This is a genomic window from Peribacillus sp. ACCC06369 (assembly GCF_030348945.1).
Taxonomy (GTDB): domain Bacteria; phylum Bacillota; class Bacilli; order Bacillales; family DSM-1321; genus Peribacillus.
Genome location: NZ_JAUCEN010000002.1, coordinates 1473150 through 1494470 on the forward strand (window position 1 = coordinate 1473150; position 21321 = coordinate 1494470).

Consider the following 21321-nt stretch of genomic DNA (forward strand, 5'->3'; position numbering starts at 1 on the left):
TTGATTTATATGGTGGAAAAAACATTTACAGTAACTGCAGAAACAGGAATACATGCTCGGCCGGCTACATTGCTGGTACAAGCTGCTGGAAAATTCGATTCAGAAATAAACCTTGCTTATAAAGAGAAAAAAGTGAACCTTAAATCCATTATGGGTGTAATGTCACTAGGTATTGGCAAAGGGGCAGAGATTACGATTTCTGCTGAAGGAAGCGATGAAAATGATGCACTGAACACACTTGCTGAAACGTTGAATAGAGAAGGATTAGCAGAATAATGTCCACTTTGATTAGTGGAATAGCAGCTTCAAACGGAATAGCCATCGCTAAAGCCTATCGACTGACTGAGCCAGATTTATCGATTGAAAAAAGAAGCATAGAAGATGTCGGGGCGGAAATATCCCGTTTTAAGGAAGCTATTCAAAAGTCAACAGTTGAATTGGAGATAATCAGGGAAAAAGCCGAAAAGGACTTAGGGGCCGATAAAGCCGCTATTTTTGACGCGCACCTGCTTGTTTTGGCTGATCCGGAACTTATCACTCCAATTCAAGATAAAATACAATCGGAAAACGTCAACGCTGAGTTTTCCTTAAATGAAACCGCAAGCATGTTCATTACGATGTTTGAACAAATGGATAATGAATACATGAAGGAACGTGCAGCGGATATCCGTGACGTTACGAAACGGGTGTTGTCACATCTTTTAGGTGTTCATATTCCAAATCCAAGCATGATTGCTGAAGAAGTGATCATCATTGCGGAGGATTTGACTCCTTCCGATACAGCACAATTGAATCCGGCTTACGTCAAAGGATTTACGACCGATATCGGTGGACGTACATCCCATTCAGCCATAATGGCGCGTTCATTGGAAATTCCAGCAGTCGTTGGAGCAAAGTCAGTAACCTCGTCCATTGAAAATGGTGACTTGGTCATTATTGATGGCTTAAAGGGTGAAGTGCACATCAATCCTACTCCTGAACTCGTGAAACGCTACGAAGAGGAACAGGAAGCATATGCTTTGCAAAAGGCTGAGTGGGCGAAACTGGTTCATGAACAAACTGTTACAAAAGATGGTCATCATGTGGAATTGGCTGCCAATATCGGTACGCCGAAAGATCTAGAGGGCGTTCATCAAAATGGCGGTGAAGGCATCGGGTTATACCGTACGGAATTTCTTTATATGGGCAGAAATGACTTTCCGAGTGAAGAAGAACAGTTCGAGGCATACAAAGCGGTGCTGGAAGGAATGTCAGGAAAGCCTGTAGTCGTCAGAACGCTTGACATAGGCGGAGACAAGGAGTTACCTTATCTAGAGCTTCCTAAGGAAATGAATCCTTTCCTTGGTTACCGTGCGATTCGCCTCTGCTTAAATGAGCAGGAGATTTTCCGGACCCAGCTCCGTGCCCTGCTTCGTGCAAGCATTTACGGTGATTTGAAAATCATGTTCCCGATGATTGCAACATTAGCTGAATTCCGCGAAGCAAAAGCCGTCTTGGCTGAAGTTAGACAGGAATTGCTTGATAATGGTGTTCAAGTTGCCGAAAAAATTGAAGTCGGAATTATGGTTGAAATCCCTTCAACTGCTGTGATGGCTGATATATTTGCTAAGGAAGTCGATTTCTTCAGCATAGGCACTAATGACTTGATTCAGTATACGATGGCCGCTGACCGAATGAATGAGAGAGTATCTTATTTATACCAACCATATAATCCAGCGATTTTACGCCTTGTTAAAATGGTTATAGATGCAGCTCATAAAGAAGGGAAATGGGCCGGGATGTGCGGTGAAATGGCTGGAGATGAAGTGGCTATCCCGATCTTGATCGGAATGGGCCTTGATGAATTCTCAATGAGTGCCACTTCCATTTTAAAAGCACGTTCCTTAATCAGCCAACTTTCGCTTGAAGAGATGAAAAAACTATCTCAGGAAGTTTTAGTGCTGGATACGAATGATAATGTGAAAGAAGCGGTAGTTAACGCTTTGAAGCAATAAATAAATGATATAAACGGCACCCCATCCCCTTCGGATCGGGTGCTTTCCTGTAATTTATTCTTAACATTTTGCTAAAGAATGTTTATTGCAACAAAATGGGGGTAAATAAAAAGCAAGCACAGTTGTTTGGTTCTATTAGGGCAGCTGACATTCTCATTTCCCCCTTTGTCGCCGGTTGGTTTATCCAACCGGCAATTTTTTGAGTTTAACCACAGGGAATAAAAAAAACCAGAGAATGATTATTCAGATTTTTCACATTTCGATTATGACGATATAATGGAATTATTATTTTATTTTACGAAATGGAGGATATGATATTTTATGGAATTACATTTGGAAAAGAAAAATGCTTTGATTTTAGCTTCAAGCCAAGGTTTGGGAAAGGCGATGGCAGCAGAATTGGTAAAAGAAGGAGCAAATGTCATGCTAGCCAGCCGTGATGGTGAAAAGCTTGCCGCCGTGCAAAGGGAATTATCACAGCTTGGGGCTGGTAAAGTGGCTTATATGGTAACGGATATAACAAAGGCTGAAGATATTAAAAGCTTGGTTGGGAAAACTGTTGAAGAGTTGGGCGGTATCGACATTCTTATTAATAACGCCGGTGGGCCCCCAGGGGGATCATTTACAGATTTCAATGATGAAGAATGGCAACAATCTTTCGAACTTAATTTACTAAGCTTCATAAGGACGATTCGTGAGAGCTTGCCGCATCTAAAAAAACAGGGCGGAAAAATCGTAAATATTGCATCTTCATCCATTAAGGAACCGATTCCTGGATTGATATTATCGAATACATTCCGGACTGCAATCGTGGGGTTGTCAAAGACGTTAGCTTCCGAGTTAGCTCCAGACCGGATTTTGGTCAATACAGTTGGTCCTGGAAGGATTGCAACGGACCGCGTTCAGCACCTTGATAAAATGAATGCAGAAAAACAAGGCGTCTCACCTGAGAAGGTCACTGAACAATCCATCAATAAAATCCCACTTGGCCGTTATGGGGAACCCGAGGAATTTGCCAAGTTCGTTACTTTCCTTGTTTCAGGTGCTAATACATATTTAACTGGCCAGTCCTATTTAGTTGACGGAGGAATGATAAAGTCCATTTAACGTTTTAAACAAAATGATTGGGAGGAATTTGCAGTGACGCAATCGAACGATGTGATCGGATTCATAGGTTTGGGAGTTATGGGAAAAAGTATGGCGGCCAATTTACTTAAAGCAGGATTTGAGGTATTCGTTTATACAAGGACGGAAGCAAAGGCAAGTGAACTTCTCTCACTGGGTGCAAAGTGGGCATCTGAACCTAAGGAAATCGCACAGAAAGCAAATGTGATCATTTCAATGGTAGGATATCCTAGCGATGTGGAAGAAATTTATCTTGGGGAAAATGGTCTTATCAAGAATGGGAAAAAAGGAGCCCATTTAATCGATATGACTACCTCCACACCATCCTTGGCCGTGAGAATAGCAGAGGAAGCCAAGAAAAGAGGAATGGAATCATTGGATGCACCGGTTTCTGGAGGGGATATCGGTGCTCGTGATGCGAAGCTTACGATAATGGTTGGCGGCGATAGTGAGGCGTTTGAAGCGGTCCGGCACATTTTTGATACCCTGGGCAGTAATGTTGTCCACCAAGGCCCTGCTGGGTCAGGACAGCATACGAAAATGTGCAATCAAATTGCCATTGCATCTAATATGATCGGAGTAACTGAAGCGATTTCTTATGCCAAAAAGGCGGGGTTGGATCCGGACCAGGTTCTGAGAAGCATATCATCGGGTTCTGCCGGAAGCTGGTCACTGTCCAATCTTGTGCCGCGAATGGTCAAAGGGGATTTTGAACCAGGTTTTTATATCAAGCATTTTATTAAGGATATGAAAATTGCACTTGATGAAGCTGAAAGGATGGGAATGGAGGCTCCGGGGTTAAGCCTGAGCAAATCCCTATATGAGGGGCTGGCAGAAGCTGGTGAGGAAAATAGCGGTACCCAGGCATTATATAAACACTATAATTAAGTGCTAGCATATCTTTTTCATGAATAAGCTGATAGCGACAGCCTTTACAAAAAGGAGTGATCGTTATGGGCGAATTCGATGATATCAATATGAAATTCCAGGAATTAGAAGATGGTCGATATATTGTCAGGATTGAAGGGTATAAACGCGAGAAAACCATTCATCAAACAAAGCCCATTCGTTGGGATCTGAAATTAATGAATGAAAGTCCGCTAATCTTGCCGGTGAAATTCAGTCATATCGAAACGAATGCCGGCTTCCAGATCCTGATGCGCGAATTGAAAAGTTTAGGTCTTTCAAAGCCGCGCTCCGCAAAGGAATTTGAAGAAGTGATGGCTGATTTACTTGGGTCCATCGTTGAAGTGAGCCTTACCACGACGAATAAGGAAGAGGGATATCGGGAAATTCGTTTTTTACGGAGATTGTATTAGTTGTCCGACATGGTGTAATGCAATCAGTAGCTGAAATCTTCGAGAATAGGAAAGTGGCCTTCAATGGTTTTATTGAAGGCCACTTTTTTGTCCGGTTCAATCAAGCTAAAAATGCTTCTATACGGTCCAAAGCCTTTTCAAGGGTTTCCATTGAATAGGCATAGGATATCCTAAAGTACCCTTCGCCAAGTGGAGAGAAAGCATCTCCAGGGACTACCGCCACTTTTTCCTGTTTAACAAGCTTGAGGCAAAAGTCGAGGGAGGTGGTGTAGCCTTTCGGAAGCTTTATAAAGAAATAAAAGGCACCATTTGGTTTGATTATTTCCAGTTTCATCGCTTGTAAACGACTGTATACGTATTCACGTCTCCGTGCATACTCTGTCTTCATGGGAATGGCATCATCCTTACCTGCGGTCAAGGCAGCCAACGCAGCTCTCTGCGATATGGAGGAGGCACAAGTCACATTGTATTGATGGACCTTCAGGATATGCTGAGACACGGCTGCAGGCGCAAACAGAAGGCCGATTCTCCACCCGGTCATGGAATGGGACTTGGACAAACCGTTCAGGACGATGGTTTGTTCTTTTAAGAACGTGGCAATCGATACATGTTCCTGATCGAATACAAGTTCACTGTATATTTCATCCGCCAATATAAAGATGTCCTTGCCCCTTACCAGTTCGGCAATGTCCAATAATTCTTTGGAAGACAACGTAACCCCAGTCGGATTCGATGGATATGGCAGGACGATGCAACGAGTTTGATCAGTTATGTACTTTTCAATTATATCTGCAGTCAAACGAAATCCATTTTTTGTTGTATCGGCATAAATCGGGTTTGCACCGCACATTTTGATGATGGGTTCGTATCCTGGATAGACCGGCCCTGGTAATATTACTTCGTTCCCTGGGATGAGGATCGTTCGAAAGGTAATGTCAATGCCTTCACTTGCACCCGAGGTCACTATAACTTCATTCGATGGATCATAACTAAGCTTGTATTTATCCTTTACATATTCAGAAGCAGCTTCCCTTAATTCCTGATAGCCGGCATTGTGAGTATAAACGGTATAATTATTATCGATTGCTTGTTTTGCCGCTTCTTTAATATGCATTGGAGTTGGAAAGTCAGGCTGTCCTATCGTTAAGGAAATGGTGCCTTCGATTTCAGCGACCATATTGTAGAATTTACGGATCCCTGATATTTGAACTTCTTTTACTAGAGGGTTTATTAAATGTTCCACTATGAATATCCTCCCTTTTCATACTTCATGAGATTATGTACTATGTTTGACGGATTCATTCTATTTTATCATTTAGTTTGGATGGGGGAGAAATACTTTTTGAGATTAATGAAATAAAGGTATAATGAATGATAAGAAAAATTTGAGGGTTGATACATATGATAAGGACTTGCGCAATTACTTCTAACCAAGAAGTCAGTTTTGGTTTGCCGCTATCAGAAATGGATAATACGGATATCGAGTGGTATTGGGTGGATTTTTCCAACCCCACAAACAAGGAGATCGAACTTTTATCCAATCATTTTCACTTTCATCCGCTGGCAATTGAAGACTGCCTGGATGATTTTAACCAACGTCCCAAAATGGATTTTTATGAGGACTACCAATTTCTTGTGATTCATGCTCTCAGGCAGAAGGTATTTAGAGCAGTTGAATTGGATATGTTTGTTGGTGAAAAATGGATTGTCACTTTTCATAAGGAAGAAATGCTTGAACTTGAAAAGGTGTGGGAAGAAATTCCTGGAAATAAAATGTTGAAGCAAGGTCCCTTTTTCTTGATGCACAGGATAATTGACAGGATCGTCGATGAATTTTTCCCTCCTGTGTATAAAATGGAAAGCGAATTGGGGAGCATTGAGGACAATACTGAAAATGAAACGATAAACGAATTGATGGATCAGCTATTCGATTTACGAACGGATATGTCCAGGCTCCGTCGGACCATTTTACCGATGCGTGATTTATTATACAGGATGATTTCATCAGAGCGTCTGAATTACTTAAAAGATCAGCACCTGTATTTTACTGATGTGTACGATCATCTTCTTAAATTAACTGAAATGCTGGAATCTTACCGAGATTTCTCCTCCGATATCCGGGATAGTTATTTGTCGGTGAACTCTAATAATATGAATTCAACGATGATGACATTGACTGTAATCACTACAATTTTCATGCCGCTGACCTTCATAGTAGGCGTATATGGGATGAATTTTCAATACATGCCGGAATTGAATTGGCACTATGGCTATTTCCTCGTCCTTGGAATGATGGGCGGAATTGCTTTGATGATGTTTTTATTCTTTGTTAAAAAAGGTTGGCTCACTCCAAGGAAAAGGTCACGAAAGAGCTGAAAACAACTAACTGACTTGCTGCTTTAATGATACCGGTATTCATTTGAGTATTTTTTGCAAAATACCAAATTTATGAATATGAGATTTGTTGATATGGGAGTACTGGCTATTGGTAATCCATAGGAAAGAGAAGAGTATGCTGGGTCTTGGTTACGCTTTAGCGTGAATATCATTAATGGGAGATGAATTCCTCGTAATGGCAAGGAAGGTTCGGTAAAATACTCCTGACTAGTAAAGTGACCGATTTAAATGGAGAACGAATAGGGTTTTGAAGGGCTACAGGGCATTATTTTGCGACGATCCTATCAGCTTTTATGTCAGTTATATAATCGCGGGGGTTGGACCGGAGAACAGGCCTTCATGATATGATTGCCGGAACGGCAATAGTGAAAAATGATCAAAGGGACCAGTATGGGTCCCTTTTTTGTTTTGCTTGAATAGATGATAATCACTTCTTGATTCTTTTTTATCTTTGCTCTAAACAAAAGACATAATTAACCGAATTATTAGGTATGAGTTCATTTATAAAACCATGTTAGGTCTATGTATCCAAGAGCAGGACTTGCCTGCCCGGTTAAATGAATGATGGAATTATAAAATGTAAATGTAAGAGAAGGGCGAGATGAAAATTGGAAGCAAATAAAGGGATATTACTTGAAAGTGGAACAAATGAGCTTGAAATAGTGGAATTCGGCATCGGAAGGAATAAATTCGGCATTAACGTAATTAAGGTGAAGGAAATCATTAATCCTGTCCCCATCACGCTTGTACCTCATTCCCATCCAAATGTGGAGGGGATCATTGAGCTTCGCGGTGAAGTCCTGCCAGTTGTGAATGTAGCGGATGCTTTAGGGTTTCCGCCATCAGAAACTCCTGAGCAGGATAAATTCATTGTGGCTGAATTCAATCAGCAAAAAGTGGTCTTCCATGTCCATACGGTAACACAGATCCATCGTATTTCCTGGTCTCAAATCGAAAAGCCGTCGGATATGTACCAAGGCCTTGAAAGTCAGATTATCGGAGTAATAAAATTAAATAGCGAAATGTTACTGTTACTCGATTTTGAAAAAATAGTGGTCGAAATCAATCCGGAATCAGGGATAAACATCCAGCAGGTTAAAAAGCTCGGTAACAGGCAAAACTCAGATAAGAAAATCCTGATTGCAGAAGATTCTCCATTACTGAGAAAGCTGCTGTACGATACACTGTCAGAGGCTGGATTCAAGTACTTGGAGTTTTATGAGAATGGACTTGATGCAATCAATTATCTGGAGAATTTGATTGCATCAGGAAAAGTGGTCGAAGAAGAAGTGCAATTGGTGATTACCGATATTGAGATGCCCCAAATGGATGGTCATCATTTGACTAGAAGAATAAAGGAAAGCGGTGAACTCGCAGTATTGCCGGTGATTATTTTCTCTTCTTTGATTACGGACAGCTTGCGTCATAAAGGTCAAGTCGTAGGTGCTGACGCACAAATCAGCAAACCTGAAATTACGGAGCTTATAAATTTGATAGACAGATTTGCATTATAAATGTGAAAACGGGCCGATGAGGCATTACCTCACGGCCCGTTTGATTTATCCGAAATAAATACTTAATACTTGGAACCTTTTCCTAAAAAGGAAGATGGGAATGGATTGTGAAAAGGTTGCTTGACCGACCCACGCCCGTAAGACCTTTTCTCGGTATTGGTAGGGTTCGGTTGTTTTTCACCTGCTTGTCCAACGTAAGATTGCAGGATTTGTTTGGCCTTGGATAATGACAACGACGCTTTAGGGTTCCGTATGGATGCTGCCCGGCTGCCGAGGTGGGGTAGTTTTTTCAAATCTTCCTTAGTGGGAGGTAAATGAAAAACATATGATCCGCATTCAACGATCACGTCGGATTGTTGTGCTGCAAAGCGAGGGTTATCGGAGAAATGAAGTCCAATCTTCTTCGCTTTTCCTTCTTGCATAAGCTTGTTTAATGCGAGCCGCTTTAAATTATATAAATTCTTTGGCTCCAACGCAGTCTTTGCATGCTTATTAACAATAAACACGGCTTGGGCAAGGGAGTTAATCGAAAACTCATCCCTTTCAGAATGTCCTTTCGTTTGGTTCATTATGGAAACTCCTTTTCTAAATAAGGTTAGAAGGGATGTTACAGAACTCCTTCAATAAAAACCTGTTTTTATATTGGTTGAAATAGAGACGTGTGTGCCAATTAGGCTGAAAATAGTAAAATAATAATGCATGTACATCTCTAGGGTATGACAATCATTTCCCAACACTTTACCAACTATTCATTTTCATATTATACCACTTCAAAATATATAAGGAAGTAAAATTCAATCGAGCGCCTTTTGGGATAAGAAAAAGAAGGCGTTTAATGACGCCTTCTGTCCAATCCTTATTGAGTGTATATATTGATATTTTCAGATACCCCAGCCTGTGCCTGTGCTCCGAATTGTTGTGGGTAGCCCTGAAAACCTTGATACGCAGGGTAAGCAGGATAAGCGGGATAAGGAGGGTAAGCTGGCGGGTATGGAAGAGGATATGGAGGATAGACAGGTGGACGGTTATTGAATAGCAACGGTCCAATTGCCAATCCTGCAACAAAAGCTACAGGCGCCAATAGAGGAAAGAAAGGAAAGAAGCGCTCGTCATTCCAATATTCAGGTCCATATTCATTCCCATATGCATTTCTGTATTCGTTCTGTAGCATTATGGTTTGAGGATAGTGGTAGTAAGGATAATGCTGTGTTTGCATAATTAGCCTCCTTTTCTCTAATTCTTTACATAGTATGGATTTTTATTAGAAAAGAGCCTGTTTCATCCTAATCTGTTATAATGAATCTACTTGTGAGAAAAATTTGAGGTGACTGTAATGGAACGGTTTAAAAGCATTTTTGCCGTCGGTTTTGGAGGAGCGACGGGAGCGATATTACGTTATTGCGTGATCTTGACTACTGGCCATTCCTTCTTTCCGTTTGGAACCCTCTTAATAAATATAGTAGGCAGCTTTTTACTTGGAATGATTAATGGCTATTTCGCCTCGAAAAAGAAATCATTTTTGTTTTTAGCGCTGGGCAGCGGGTTTTGCGGCGGTTTCACCACGATGTCCACATTTTCCCAGGAAGTGGTGGATCTACTGCAGACTTCTCTGCCTTTTGCAGGACTGTATCTTGGGGCCACGCTTTTCTTTGGTTTGGTTGCCGGTTTCCTCGGACTGGGCCTTTTTAATAGACGGAGAGGTGAGCCCCTTTGATTGAAGCCCTTTCAGTTTTTATAGGAGGTTTTTTGGGAGCGGCCTCTAGATATGTCTTGCAGATTATTTTTAATAGGCTATTGCCAGCAGTCTCGATACCCTTTAGTATTTTATTGATTAACCTTATAGGTTCTTTCGGTTTAGGAATGGTATTTCCACAGAAAGAAAGCTGGGCTTTATCTTTGCAGGTTTTCCTGATAATAGGTTTCCTGGGAGCCTTTACGACCTTTTCTACATTCAGTATGGAAACACTCGAACTTATAAGAAAACACCGTTATATAGATAGCCTGATCTATATGACGGTGTCGGTTTTAGGTTGTATCGGCACTTTCCTTTGCGGCTACTTAAGTATGGCAAAGCCTTTATGACGATCGTTACTGGTAAAAAAACCTGGTTTTCTCAAATATAATTCTAATGCTATAATTCATAGGAATCCATTACGGATGATTTAGGCAAGAAGCTGTTTTGGTCGAACAGGTTTTGTTAATGAGTCTGGCGGAATTCCCCTGTGTTATACACTATCATTTTTTTGCCTGGAATTCGTAAACCGTCAACTCAGGACGAGAAAGAAAACGATATGGGAGCCGGGTAGTGCCAAGCCCTCTATTAACATGTAATGTTAACGAGTCAATTTCATACGTGCCTTCTCGGTACTTTTCAGCGTAGGGGGGAGTTACAAGGGCTCCTGCAAAGGGAATTTGTACTTGACCTCCATGACTGTGACCGCTTATTTGATACTGGATGTCGTAATTCCTTGATGTATCGGCAAGGTCAGGGGCATGCGAAAGCATAATGGTGAACACTTCTTCTGGGATGCCTGCAAGGGCTTTTTCAAAATCAGGTTTTCCAAGCATGGCATCATCAACACCGGCAATGCATATTTCTTCAGCCGTTAATAAGGTAATCTTAGTTGAGGTATTTTGCAACATGGTAAATTGTGATTTCTTCATGATATCGCTGTAAATTTCTGAGCCATATCCCCCATGATCATGGTTACCGTAGATGCTGAATTTTCCAAGTGGTGCTTTAAGCTGATTCAATACAGAAGGGATTTTCTGCTGAGCCTTGTACTTATTAGGATGGTCCATTAAATCTCCGGTAAATAAAATGACATCCGGGTCCAGTTGGTTTATCTTATTGACAATTGCTTGTAAATCTTTAAGCTGAAATTGAAAGCCTAAATGCGTATCACTGAATTGGATCATTTTCATGCCATGAAAACCTTTTGGAATAAGGGGATGGCTGATTACAATATGCTTGGTTTCTAACCATTTCGGCTCCAGATTATGAGCATAATAGCTTCCGCCAATACCTAAACCGGTTACGGTAGCCAATGTACCAAGGCTTTTCTTTAAAAATGTTCTTCTGGATATGGGTTTATTCAAATTAATCAACCTATCTAATATAAAAATGTTACTTCCTAATACTAACAAACAATATACATAAAATGAAGAAAATATCTTCTGTACGCATATGAAAAACATGTAAACTGGGGTTTAATGAAACCGTATCCGGTTTGAAATTGAACATCTATACGGAGGTAACATGATGACCGAACCAATGTTTATTACACTGATTATACTTCTATGCGCTATTGCGCTTTTTATACAAGGGAAATTTCGCGCCGATTTAATTGCACTTAGTGCACTAGCCATCCTGGGTTTACTGGGGATACTTACATTGGATGAACTGGTGGCCGGGTTTGCGAATCAAGTGGTAATCATGCTAGCTGGGCTATTTATCGTCGGTGCCGGCCTGTTAAATTCAGGAATAGTGGAAAAGGCAGGAAATAAGTTGTTAGGTTTATGTGGGGGCAGTGAATGGAAATCGCTGCTTATCGTGATGCTGACAGCTGGAATATTAAGTGCATTTTTAAGTGGAACAGGAATTGTTTCCATACTGCTACCTCTCGTTATGAGCATGGCTTTACAACAAAAAACAAGTCCGACAAGGTATTTATTGCCCCTTGCCTATGCAAGCAGTATTGGCGGGCTATTAACGCTTACCGGTACCCCTTCCAATATGATTGTTGCTGATGTATTAAGGCAAAACGGAATAGGAACATTATCATTTTTTGACTTTACACCTGTGGGCTTGATCGCTTTTGCGGCAGGGTTATTCTTCATGTTGACACTTGGACGCCTCTTGCTACCTGAGAAAACGATTGCCGCGAACAATAGTGTAAAGGGACTGTCCGCAGGGGAGCTTGCCGGCATGTACAAAGTATATGACCGGTTGCATTATCTTCATATACCCGCTACTTCCGATATTGTTGGAGAAAGGCTGTCGGACCTTCAGCTTCCTATCCAGTATGAATTGACTTTGATTGAAATCCAACGGAAGCCAAAGGATAAGCAATTGCCGCTGTTGCAAAGGCAGTTGACGATTTCAGCCAGAGCGGATGAGGTTCTTCATCCTGAAGATATCATTTTGGTGTTTGGAGAAGAAGAAGCAGTTGAGAGATTGGCTCTTAACTATGAACTGGAGTTTAAACATTTCAATACCGAACAAATAAAAAAACATTTTCTTAGCAGTAGGTTTGGATTGACGGAAATATTGATCGTGCCCAATTCGGATTATGAAAACCAAACCTTGATAGATGTGCATTTTCGTGAGAAATACCAATGTAATGTGCTGGCAATCAATCGGAACGGTGAATATATTCAAGCGGATGTCGGGACGGAACGACTGAAACCGGGAGATGCAATCCTGATTCATGGAGAATGGGAGAACATTGAGCGGATTTCCACTGATTTACAGGATGTCATCGTTATTGGAAGTACCTCGGAAGATGGCTCTCCGGTCAACTCCAAGGGCAAGGCATGGATTGCCTTGGGAATCACTGCATTTATGGTCATTCTTTTATCAATGGAGTCCATCCCAGCTGTACTATCGGTAGTGACCGCAGCATTGTTGATGGTGATCACCGGATGTGTCCGTTCTATGGAGGATGCTTACCAAAAGATTAACTGGGAACCTGTACTATTGATTGCCGCTATGTTCGGAATAACGGCTGCATTGGATAATACCGGTGGAGTGAGGATGATAAGTGATTGGCTTGCCGTTTTATTCAGTAATATCGGGGCACACGGCATATTAGCTGTCTTTTACCTACTGACACTTATCCTAAGCCAATTCATCCCCTATGGAGCTGCGACGGTAATCATGACGCCCATTGCCCTTACATCTGCAGTGAATCAAGGGATAGATCCTCTTCCTGTGTTTTTATGCCTTGCCGTTGCTGGCAGTTTAGCGCTATCCACTCCAAGGGTGGCCACTACCAACGCGCTTGTCATGACAGCAGGTGATTACAAGTATAAGGATTTTATCATGATCGGGATATCCATACAGATTTTCATTGGCGTTATCATGGTGATCACGATTCCATGGTTCTTCCCTTTTTGATAAGGCATTAGGCATTGTTCCATATATGGACAATGCCTTTTCAATGGAGAATCATTCAGTTTCATTCAAAAGGATCCGAAAGATCAGCGAATTTTAATTGGCTGAAAAAAGAGTTATATAGTAGGAATTAAAATTATTTATTATCAATGCTAGAAACTAATGGTATAATTTTGGCATATTGGTGTTTTCGTAATTAGGGGGAAGATGCATCATGGATACAGAAAAGATATTAAAGAATTTAGACAAGGTGACACCATTCTTTCAACCGATTTTCAGTGCAGATCAACATCAGGTAATCGGGTATGAAATTCTAGGGCGCTATGAGGAACAAGCGGAATATAAAAGCCTTGGCCCTTTTTTTCACGATTCTGCAGTTCCGGAAGAGTACAGGGTGGAAGTGGATAATTACGTACTTGAAATTGCCTTAGAGAGAATAAAAGACTATGGTGAAGATTTTCTTATCTTTATCAACAGAGATCCTAATTTGCTTATGCTGGATCATGGCGAAGAATTCATGGAGATTTTACATCGTCATTTCCAACCAGAGGAAATGCACCGGATCGTGCTGGAATTATCAGACACGATCAGTCCGGAAAACTTCGATCCTTTGCAGCATGTGCTTGCTTACTTTAAAACATATGGGATTAAGATAGCTTTAGATCATTTAGGGCAAGATACCCAATTAGACCGAATCGCACAGATTTCTCCGAATATTTTAAAAGTGAACCTGGACCAGCTTCGCATTTCAGGTGGAGATGCCTATCAGGTCATCCTGTTTTCTCTAACCATGCTAGCACGAAAAATCGGCGCCAATTTACTTTTTGAGAACATTGAGTCCGAATACCAACTTCGTTTCGCATGGAAGAACGGGGGACGATATTATCAAGGATACTTTTTGGCGAAACCGCACGGCGAGTTCATTAATAAAGATTTACTTCGTGAAAAGTTCCATCAAGAATGTCAGTCCTTCATTTCACTCGAGACCAAGAAGCTTGAAGCCGTTTATCAAAAGACTTTTCAATTCAACGAAAATATGCAAAATTTCTTAAAACAGGAAAAGCGAGTTGGCACCCATGAAGAGTTTCTCGGTATTTTGGCGAAAAAATGGGATTCCATATGTTTTCGGCTTTATATTTGTGATGAAGAGGGGTATCAAAAATCACCCAATATCCTCCATAAGGACAAGCAATGGGTAGCCCAACCGAGTTATTTGAATAAAAATTGGAGCTGGAGACCTTATTTTCTCGAAAATATCGTAAAGATGCGTAATGAGAAAAAAGGGATTTTATCCGATTTATACAGTGATATCGAAACGGGAGAAACCATCCGGACCTTTTCATATCCCCTGAATAATAAAGAATACATTTTCTTTGATCTTTCGTATAGTTATTTATATGAAAATGAAGCCCTATTATAGTAAGACGATTCATGTATACAATCGCTTAAAATGTGTAACGATAAGCAGAAATGATGCGCTTGGAGGAGACATATTTTGAGCACGTACATCTGGATTCTAATCATGATCGTTACTGTAATGGCGTTATATCTGCTCTTTTATACTTATTCTGTAGCAAGGGCACAGAAAGTGAAAGCCAGATATGATTCGACTATCGATGATTCAGTTAAAGAACATCCTTATTTAAAGAACCCGATATTCGTTTCACTTTTTGTTGGAACGATTTTGGTTGCCGGTTTTATTTTGTACTATGCTTTTCAATGATCGTAAGAAGGAGATTTCAATATCATGAAATCTTCTTTTTTATTGTGAAGAATAGGCAATAGCATCAAGATCTCGAGGATAATATGATTTTGTAGTTTGGCTTTGTTCTTGACGGGTAATGAAAGACATAGGCAGAAATCCGAACCATTAGGAGAAATTCTTTTACTAGGAGATGATTGGAATGAGTAAATATTTAGTTGCATGTCTTGCCAGTGTCCTTTTATTTTTAGGAGGAGGGTTCACAGCTTCAGCGGAGGGCTTACATAGAGAGGAAGTACTATCTTTAGTACGAGCTGCAGCGGAGAATCAAGGTTCGATCAGTGAGGAAGTTCGTACGAAGGAAGAGATTGAAGGGAAGTTGGATACACATTTCACAGGTGAGTTCATCGAGAAGTTTGTTAAATCGAATGTAGTGAAAGTCGATGGCGGTTATACCGCATTTGGTTCAGACTTCGCTCCCTATTATATCCCATTTTTCAGTTACGATAAGAATACGGAAATAGTATATGGGAAAAACGGCGAGTTCATTTATGTTCAAGAGGAATTCAAAGACACAGGGGACGGACCTGTATCTATGGGTAAGCATCTTGAATCAGTTACATTGAAAAAGGAAGATGACGTTTGGAAGGTAATGGACGTAAAGTATGAAGTGAAAAAATGAAATAAGGTACTTTAAAAGAAAGTATTTCAAAATTGAAAAGTATGGAGACTAAAATGAAAAAGTCTAGAGGAGGAAAAGCTTCTCTAGACTTTTTGTTATATATTCAGTTCTTTCTTTATTTCGTCCAGTTCAAAACCAATGATGGCTTTCCCATCGATTACGACCGTTGGTGTGGAATAGGCGCCGTATTTATTCGTTAGTTCTTTACGTGCATGTCCATCTGCTTTAATATCTTTTTCTTTGTATACGACATTATTATCATCAAAGAACATTTTCATGATTTTGCAGGGAGGGCAATCAGGTTGGGTATAAAGCGTAACGTCTTTCATTTCATTCCTCCATGTATGCTTTAGGTAGGGTTTACTTTTTCATTATAGAGAATGCCAAGACATTTGAATAGGAAAAGACCTTAAAGGACCCTCCTACCTATCCTTTTCCTGCTTTACTAGATAGTCTATCAAACCCATGGAGCAAACATTTAGGTCCATGGCAATTATTTCAAAAACAGGATGATCGGTGGTGATTCCTTTTTCGCCTAAATGAATCGCGACTTCCGTGAAAATATTTTTACTGGTTGCTGCCACTTGTTCCTCAAAGCTAGCAAATTCCCTATATGCCGATTTGGCAGTCTCCACAAATTTGGGCAGCCAGTAATGAAGTTGTTTATATACTTCCTTAGGATTTTCCGATACCCCGTAATGGCCAAAATATATACGCTCGACGCCGATGCTCTCGTACAATTCCGCTGCAGCAAGCATCGCATCTGGGTTAAATTGGTTTGGTGATGTGGACGGTAAGTAAAATTCGAAACCTTCTTCATCGAGTTCACGATAATAGATGCCTACGGTGTCACCTGAAAACATGCCTTTTGAAACGGAATCGAAAATGCTTAAATGATGGTTTGCGTGTCCTGGGGTGTCATAAAAGGTCAATGAGGAATTATCACTTGTTTTTAGGGAATCCCCATCATGTTTAGTAAGCATTCTATCAAATGGTATAGGTAAAATCGGATCGAAAAGCTCGTCGAAATCTTCACCATAGACCGCTTTAGCCCCAGCGATCAAACGTGTTGGGTCTTCTAGATGCCGTGCACCTTTTGGATGGACGATCACTTTGGCATTCGGACAATGCTCTAAAAAAAGTCCGGCTCCACCTGCATGGTCCAAATGAATATGGGTAAGAATGATATATGTAATATCCACGAGGGCGATTCCCAAATCTTCGAGCCCTTTCATTAAGTGGGGGATGGAAGGGCTGGCGGAAGTTTCGACTAAAGTGATTTCTTTATCGGCAATTACATATGTTCCTGTACGATTTCTTCTATCCAAATCAAAACCATCAATCAATGAAATGCGATAACCAAGTTCACTAATATTTCCCAACAGAATCTACCCCCAGAAATTTTTTTATGTACAAAATTCATTCCTTATTTTATTCTGTTAATAGTTCCATGTAAAGAATGAAGTTTTAAATTATTCTGAATTTATTTCAGCGTGGCTACTGGATAGAAAAGTATGGTATAGTGAAACCTATCGAAAAGGTTTTATTCAGAAAGGAGAGGGAGTATGTCTCAATTACAGGGCATCCTTACCAGATTGAAAAGTCTTCAAGAGCAAGCGAAGGAATCTGAATCTGCTCAACGTTTTTTTGAAATAGATGGTGTGAAAAAGTGCCAAGTTACATATTTCAGCAAAACAGAAATGTTCGAGCTTGAAGTATACAGTGATAAAGGGAAATCATCAAAATATCAATTCGATAATATTGATATGATTACCATTGAAATCTTTGATCTTCTTCAATCTTAAAAAATCACAAAAAGCCGCCTTCCTTTGGAAGCGGCTTTTTATTATAAATGAGGCCGTTCAATTTTCACTTTTTGAATGAAGTAGTGATTTTTACGACATCTTATTAATTGGAGGGATGTAAATGAAAAATCCAATGGTAATATGCCCAGTATGCGGTGAGGAAAGGGAAATGGAAAATGTATTGACGGCACAATCCAACCAAAATGTGATTTATCAATGCCCGGAATGCGGTTTTAAACAGGTTAACATTAAAACTAGTAAGGGCTAAGGATCTCTTGCGAAAATCCCACAGTTTGGGATTTTATTGGTCTGGGAATGAGCCTTTTCTGCTTACATATGTTAAACTATAGAAAGAGCTGTATATAAAAACATATGGTAAGGGGTTTTAACATGATCGGTACTCATGATGGGGATTTATTGGAATCCAGCGTTAAAGACTTAATGATTTCTTCTGAACGCGTGGCCCACGTGCAGGTAACCAATAATTTAGAACATGCACTATTGGTATTAACAAAGAGCGGTTATACGGCCATTCCTGTGTTAGATCCGATGTATAAATTGCATGGCTTAATTAGCACACCAGTCATTCTTGATTCAATCTTGGGACTGGAACGAATTGAATTTGATAATCTTGAAAATAAAAAAGTTTCTGAAATAATGAATATAGAAATACCTCGCCTGCATATTGAAGATACATTGACTAAGGGTGTGGAATTGTTGATTGATCATCCGTTTGTCTGTGTAGAGAATGATGATCATGTATTTGAAGGTATTTTAACGAGAAGAGCAATCTTGAAAAAAGTATTTAAACAAAATGCACCTGAATAAATATGTAAGGCTGAAATTGATCGTAACTTTAAGACTCGCCAATTGGCGGGTTTTCTTTTTTTTACATATTTGATCCAGCTGGTGGTAAAATCTATAAAAGTTATTGTTTATTTGGAAAGGATGCGGAAATTGGGCCAAGCGTTGGATAGTACAAAAGTGCAGAATAAAAAATTGAAACGCCCCTTCATTTTAGCTGCCATCATGTTGGCTATGTTTATGAATGCTATTGAAGGAACGATCGTTTCAACGGCCATGCCGGCCATTGTAAGTGATTTAGGTGGTTTTTCACTTTACAGCTGGGTGTTTTCAGGTTATTTGTTAATGAACGCCGTGACAGTTCTGATATATGGAAAGCTATCGGATATTCTCGGTAGAAAACCTGTCCTATTATTTGGCATCGTTGTTTTCTTAATTGGCTCCCTTCTTTGCGGCTTTGCCAATTCCATGACGGAACTCATCATTTATCGCTTTGTACAAGGTTTTGGGGCGGGGGCTGTAGCTCCTGTAGCTTCAACGATTGTTGGTGATATCTATAAAAATGAGGAAAGGGCACGCGTTCAAGGGTACCTATCGAGCGTTTGGGGCATTTCGGCGGTCATGGGACCAGCTTTAGGCGGCTTGCTTGTTGAATCCCTGACTTGGAAGCTTGTATTCTGGGTTAATATCCCTCTGGGCTTACTAGCCTTTATTGGAATTTGGTTTTTCCTTCATGAAAATATCGAAAAGAAAAAACGTGATATCGATTACATCGGTGCAACCCTATTGACGTTATCCATATCCACTCTTATGGTGATACTCGTAGAAGGAGGAGTAAAATGGTCATGGGCTTCAGCTCCGGTCATTTCCTTGGCATTAGTGGCCATCATCGCCTTCAGCTTATTCATTCGTCAGGAAAAGAAAGCTGCCGAACCAATGATGCCATTTGAACTCTGGCAGGAGCGCTCCATCCTGATTGCGAATCTTGTATCTTTGACTACAGGGGTTATGATGATTGGATTATCAAGTTTCCTCCCAACATTCGTACAGGGTGTGATGGAACGCTCGCCTACGGTAGCTGGTTTTACATTGACGGCCATGTCAATCGGCTGGCCGATCGCATCAATGGTTTCAGGCAGGTTATTGATGAAAATAGGATTCAAATCTACCTCCCTCCTTGGAGGGTGCTCATTGATCCTTGGGAGTTTGATCCTCGTATGGATGAAGCCTGAAGCAGGACCCCTTATTGCTGCCATGGGATCCTTCTTTGTCGGCGTAGGGATGGGATTGACTTCTACTTCATTCATTGTCGTCATTCAAAAGACCGTCAGCTGGGAACGCAGGGGTATTGCAACAGCTTCCAATATGTTCATGCGGAATTTAGGAAATACGGTAGGTGCTGCATTACTTGGAGGAATCATGAATACGAGACTTCAAGCCTATTTAAACGAGCATGCACCAGCAGGCTCGGGGGTGACGATAGATACGGCAAATAAGCTGTTGAACAATGAGGAACGTATGTCGCTTCCTAAAAGTGTGGTAAAGGTTTTGCAGGAAGGACTTACATTATCTTTACAGACGATTTATCTAATTGTTCTATTCTTCTCCGTTATCAGTTTCATATTACTTACGAGACTAAGAAAGAATAAGGAGGCAGGAGAGGGTAAGGCAGACTCATAAAAGGAGCTTGCCATTGTATGTAAAGGAAATGCGACTCGGAGTATCAATTGCCGGAAATATGATCGTCAAAGGATATTCACTCCGTTTCTTTTCCCTTGTATTATAAGCGGACTTTGTTGATAATTAAATTTAAAATAAATTAAATCATCATGCTAGGAATTAATTATCAAGAGGTTGGTGTGTATGTCATTTTCGGAATTTCATTTATTATCCGTACTTGCTCAGGAAATGAATATGAGAAAAGCTGCTGAACGGTTGTTCGTTTCCCAACCGGCTTTATCACAGCGTTTACAATCAATAGAAAAGGATTGGGGTTCGAAACTGTTTCTGCGTTCACAAAAAGGGCTGTCGCTGACGCCTGCAGGAGAAGCGGTAATTCGTTTGGCCAATGAGGTTATAGAAAAAGAGGAAAAGGTCAGGGAAAGTATCCAAGCCATGGATCATGAAGTGTATGGAACTTTGAAAATAGCCTGTGCCTCGATTGTCGGTCAAAATTGGCTGCCGCAAGTATTGAAAAAGTTCGTCCAAAAATATCCGTATGCCAAAATTTCATTAATCACTGGCTGGAGCAGTGAGATTTTAAAGTCTTTGTATGAAGGACAAGTACATATTGGCATCATAAGGGGGGCCCCGGATTGGAAAGGGGTAAAGCAGCATTTATTTACTGATATGCTTTATTTGGTGGATACTGAAATGAAGGAACTGAATCAAGTGTTCGAAACGGACCGCCCATTCATTCAGTTTAAAAGCGATTCGAATTATTATCAGGAAATTCAGGACTGGTGGCATAGGCAATTTAAAACGACACCAAGAAACACCATAGTCGTGGATCAAATCGAAACATGCAAACAAATGGTGTTCAATGGTATCGGATATGCGATCCTTCCAGCCATCACATTACATGATAAAGATACGAATGTTTTTAAAATCCCTCTTCTAGATGGACATAACCACTCAATCGAACGAGATACATGGCTTTGCGGCTATGAATCTGCCTTCCAGTTAAAGCAAGTCCAAGCATTCACGGAAGTGGTGAAAGAACATATTCGCGACCAAGGAATGTTATAGATCCGCTGATGAAAATGTCAATGGGGCAGAATAATATATTAGAGTGACATTCAACTTGTCTTGCAGGCAGTTGTCTGGTAAATTTAAAACGAGTAATGATACATATTTAGGAGGT

The 21321-nt window shown here is 40.5% G+C and carries 23 protein-coding genes and 1 pseudogene; 18 read left to right on the forward strand and 6 right to left on the reverse strand.

Going from position 1 to position 21321, the window contains the following annotated elements; all coding sequences use genetic code 11:
• Positions 1–9: 9 nt before the first annotated feature.
• From QUF78_RS08035 to QUF78_RS08055, 5 genes and pseudogenes are all read left to right on the forward strand, one after another.
• Positions 10–276, forward strand: a complete 267-nt coding sequence (locus QUF78_RS08035; RefSeq protein ID WP_034314127.1) for a phosphocarrier protein HPr — start codon at positions 10–12, stop codon at positions 274–276.
• Entirely contained in the window at positions 276–1994 is a 1719-nt protein-coding gene (ptsP, locus tag QUF78_RS08040) for a phosphoenolpyruvate--protein phosphotransferase (protein ID WP_289317312.1), read from the forward strand. The genes QUF78_RS08035 and ptsP overlap by 1 nt, the downstream gene beginning before the upstream one ends.
• A gap of 321 nt (positions 1995–2315) precedes the next feature.
• On the forward strand, positions 2316–3101 hold the full coding sequence (locus QUF78_RS08045) for an SDR family oxidoreductase (protein WP_289324261.1): 786 nt from the start codon (positions 2316–2318) through the stop codon (positions 3099–3101).
• An 18-nt stretch (positions 3102–3119) separates the two neighbouring features.
• Positions 3120–4007 (forward strand): annotated as a pseudogene (locus QUF78_RS08050) (NAD(P)-dependent oxidoreductase); the annotation flags it as partial.
• Between the two features lie 65 nt (positions 4008–4072).
• Entirely contained in the window at positions 4073–4438 is a 366-nt protein-coding gene (locus QUF78_RS08055; protein WP_061462238.1) for a hypothetical protein, read from the forward strand.
• 100 nt (positions 4439–4538) lie between these two features.
• Here the strand turns inward: QUF78_RS08055 and QUF78_RS08060 are convergent, their stop codons facing one another.
• Positions 4539–5681 carry an aminotransferase A gene (locus tag QUF78_RS08060; protein WP_289324262.1) on the reverse strand — a complete coding sequence of 381 codons (1143 nt, stop codon included), beginning with the start codon at positions 5679–5681 and terminating at the stop codon, positions 4539–4541.
• A gap of 158 nt (positions 5682–5839) precedes the next feature.
• Between QUF78_RS08060 and corA the strand changes: the two genes are divergently transcribed.
• Positions 5840–6814 carry a magnesium/cobalt transporter CorA gene (corA, locus tag QUF78_RS08065; protein WP_289324263.1) on the forward strand — a complete coding sequence of 325 codons (975 nt, stop codon included), beginning with the start codon at positions 5840–5842 and terminating at the stop codon, positions 6812–6814.
• Positions 6815–7443: 629 nt separating this feature from the next.
• Positions 7444–8349: a chemotaxis protein gene (locus tag QUF78_RS08070; RefSeq protein ID WP_289324264.1), complete on the forward strand. Its 906-nt coding sequence runs from the start codon at positions 7444–7446 to the stop codon at positions 8347–8349.
• A gap of 62 nt (positions 8350–8411) precedes the next feature.
• Here QUF78_RS08070 and QUF78_RS08075 read toward each other — a convergent pair whose 3' ends face one another.
• Both QUF78_RS08075 and QUF78_RS08080 read right to left on the reverse strand, forming a co-directional pair.
• Positions 8412–8918 (reverse strand): YkyB family protein, encoded by a 507-nt coding sequence (locus tag QUF78_RS08075; RefSeq protein WP_289324265.1) that lies wholly within the window; start codon positions 8916–8918, stop codon positions 8412–8414.
• Between the two features lie 287 nt (positions 8919–9205).
• Entirely contained in the window at positions 9206–9565 is a 360-nt protein-coding gene (locus tag QUF78_RS08080) for a hypothetical protein (protein WP_289324266.1), read from the reverse strand.
• Positions 9566–9682: 117 nt separating this feature from the next.
• On the opposite strand from QUF78_RS08080, the gene QUF78_RS08085 reads away from it, so the two are divergent.
• Positions 9683–10063: a fluoride efflux transporter FluC gene (locus QUF78_RS08085; protein ID WP_289324267.1), complete on the forward strand. Its 381-nt coding sequence runs from the start codon at positions 9683–9685 to the stop codon at positions 10061–10063.
• Positions 10060–10431, forward strand: coding sequence for a fluoride efflux transporter CrcB (gene crcB, locus QUF78_RS08090; RefSeq protein WP_289324268.1), 372 nt, complete (start codon positions 10060–10062; stop codon positions 10429–10431). The genes QUF78_RS08085 and crcB overlap by 4 nt, the downstream gene beginning before the upstream one ends.
• A gap of 153 nt (positions 10432–10584) precedes the next feature.
• On the opposite strand, the gene QUF78_RS08095 is transcribed toward crcB, so the two are convergent.
• The gene (locus tag QUF78_RS08095; protein WP_289324269.1) at positions 10585–11448 is read right to left on the reverse strand and encodes a metallophosphoesterase; all 864 of its coding nucleotides are present in this window, start codon (positions 11446–11448) and stop codon (positions 10585–10587) included.
• Between the two features lie 163 nt (positions 11449–11611).
• On the opposite strand from QUF78_RS08095, the gene QUF78_RS08100 reads away from it, so the two are divergent.
• From QUF78_RS08100 to QUF78_RS08115, 4 genes are all read left to right on the forward strand, one after another.
• On the forward strand, positions 11612–13468 hold the full coding sequence (locus QUF78_RS08100) for an SLC13 family permease (RefSeq protein WP_289324270.1): 1857 nt from the start codon (positions 11612–11614) through the stop codon (positions 13466–13468).
• Between the two features lie 211 nt (positions 13469–13679).
• On the forward strand, positions 13680–14885 hold the full coding sequence (locus tag QUF78_RS08105; protein WP_289324271.1) for an EAL domain-containing protein: 1206 nt from the start codon (positions 13680–13682) through the stop codon (positions 14883–14885).
• Positions 14886–14960: 75 nt separating this feature from the next.
• Positions 14961–15188 carry a hypothetical protein gene (locus tag QUF78_RS08110; protein WP_289324272.1) on the forward strand — a complete coding sequence of 76 codons (228 nt, stop codon included), beginning with the start codon at positions 14961–14963 and terminating at the stop codon, positions 15186–15188.
• Positions 15189–15369: 181 nt separating this feature from the next.
• Positions 15370–15849 carry a DUF3993 domain-containing protein gene (locus QUF78_RS08115; protein WP_289324273.1) on the forward strand — a complete coding sequence of 160 codons (480 nt, stop codon included), beginning with the start codon at positions 15370–15372 and terminating at the stop codon, positions 15847–15849.
• Positions 15850–15944: 95 nt separating this feature from the next.
• Here the strand turns inward: QUF78_RS08115 and QUF78_RS08120 are convergent, their stop codons facing one another.
• Positions 15945–16178: a glutaredoxin family protein gene (locus QUF78_RS08120; protein ID WP_061462251.1), complete on the reverse strand. Its 234-nt coding sequence runs from the start codon at positions 16176–16178 to the stop codon at positions 15945–15947.
• A gap of 93 nt (positions 16179–16271) precedes the next feature.
• The gene (locus QUF78_RS08125; RefSeq protein ID WP_289324274.1) at positions 16272–17231 is read right to left on the reverse strand and encodes an MBL fold metallo-hydrolase; all 960 of its coding nucleotides are present in this window, start codon (positions 17229–17231) and stop codon (positions 16272–16274) included.
• A 183-nt stretch (positions 17232–17414) separates the two neighbouring features.
• Between QUF78_RS08125 and QUF78_RS08130 the strand changes: the two genes are divergently transcribed.
• From QUF78_RS08130 to QUF78_RS08150, 5 genes are all read left to right on the forward strand, one after another.
• Positions 17415–17654 carry a YkuJ family protein gene (locus QUF78_RS08130; protein WP_034314086.1) on the forward strand — a complete coding sequence of 80 codons (240 nt, stop codon included), beginning with the start codon at positions 17415–17417 and terminating at the stop codon, positions 17652–17654.
• A 121-nt stretch (positions 17655–17775) separates the two neighbouring features.
• The gene (locus tag QUF78_RS08135; protein WP_089362373.1) at positions 17776–17922 is read left to right on the forward strand and encodes a hypothetical protein; all 147 of its coding nucleotides are present in this window, start codon (positions 17776–17778) and stop codon (positions 17920–17922) included.
• Positions 17923–18044: 122 nt separating this feature from the next.
• Positions 18045–18482 carry a cyclic-di-AMP-binding protein CbpB gene (cbpB, locus tag QUF78_RS08140; RefSeq protein ID WP_289317297.1) on the forward strand — a complete coding sequence of 146 codons (438 nt, stop codon included), beginning with the start codon at positions 18045–18047 and terminating at the stop codon, positions 18480–18482.
• 120 nt (positions 18483–18602) lie between these two features.
• Positions 18603–20138: an MDR family MFS transporter gene (locus QUF78_RS08145; RefSeq protein WP_289324275.1), complete on the forward strand. Its 1536-nt coding sequence runs from the start codon at positions 18603–18605 to the stop codon at positions 20136–20138.
• 183 nt (positions 20139–20321) lie between these two features.
• Positions 20322–21206 (forward strand): transcriptional regulator CcpC, encoded by an 885-nt coding sequence (locus QUF78_RS08150; protein WP_289324276.1) that lies wholly within the window; start codon positions 20322–20324, stop codon positions 21204–21206.
• The last annotated feature ends 115 nt before the right edge of the window (positions 21207–21321 follow it).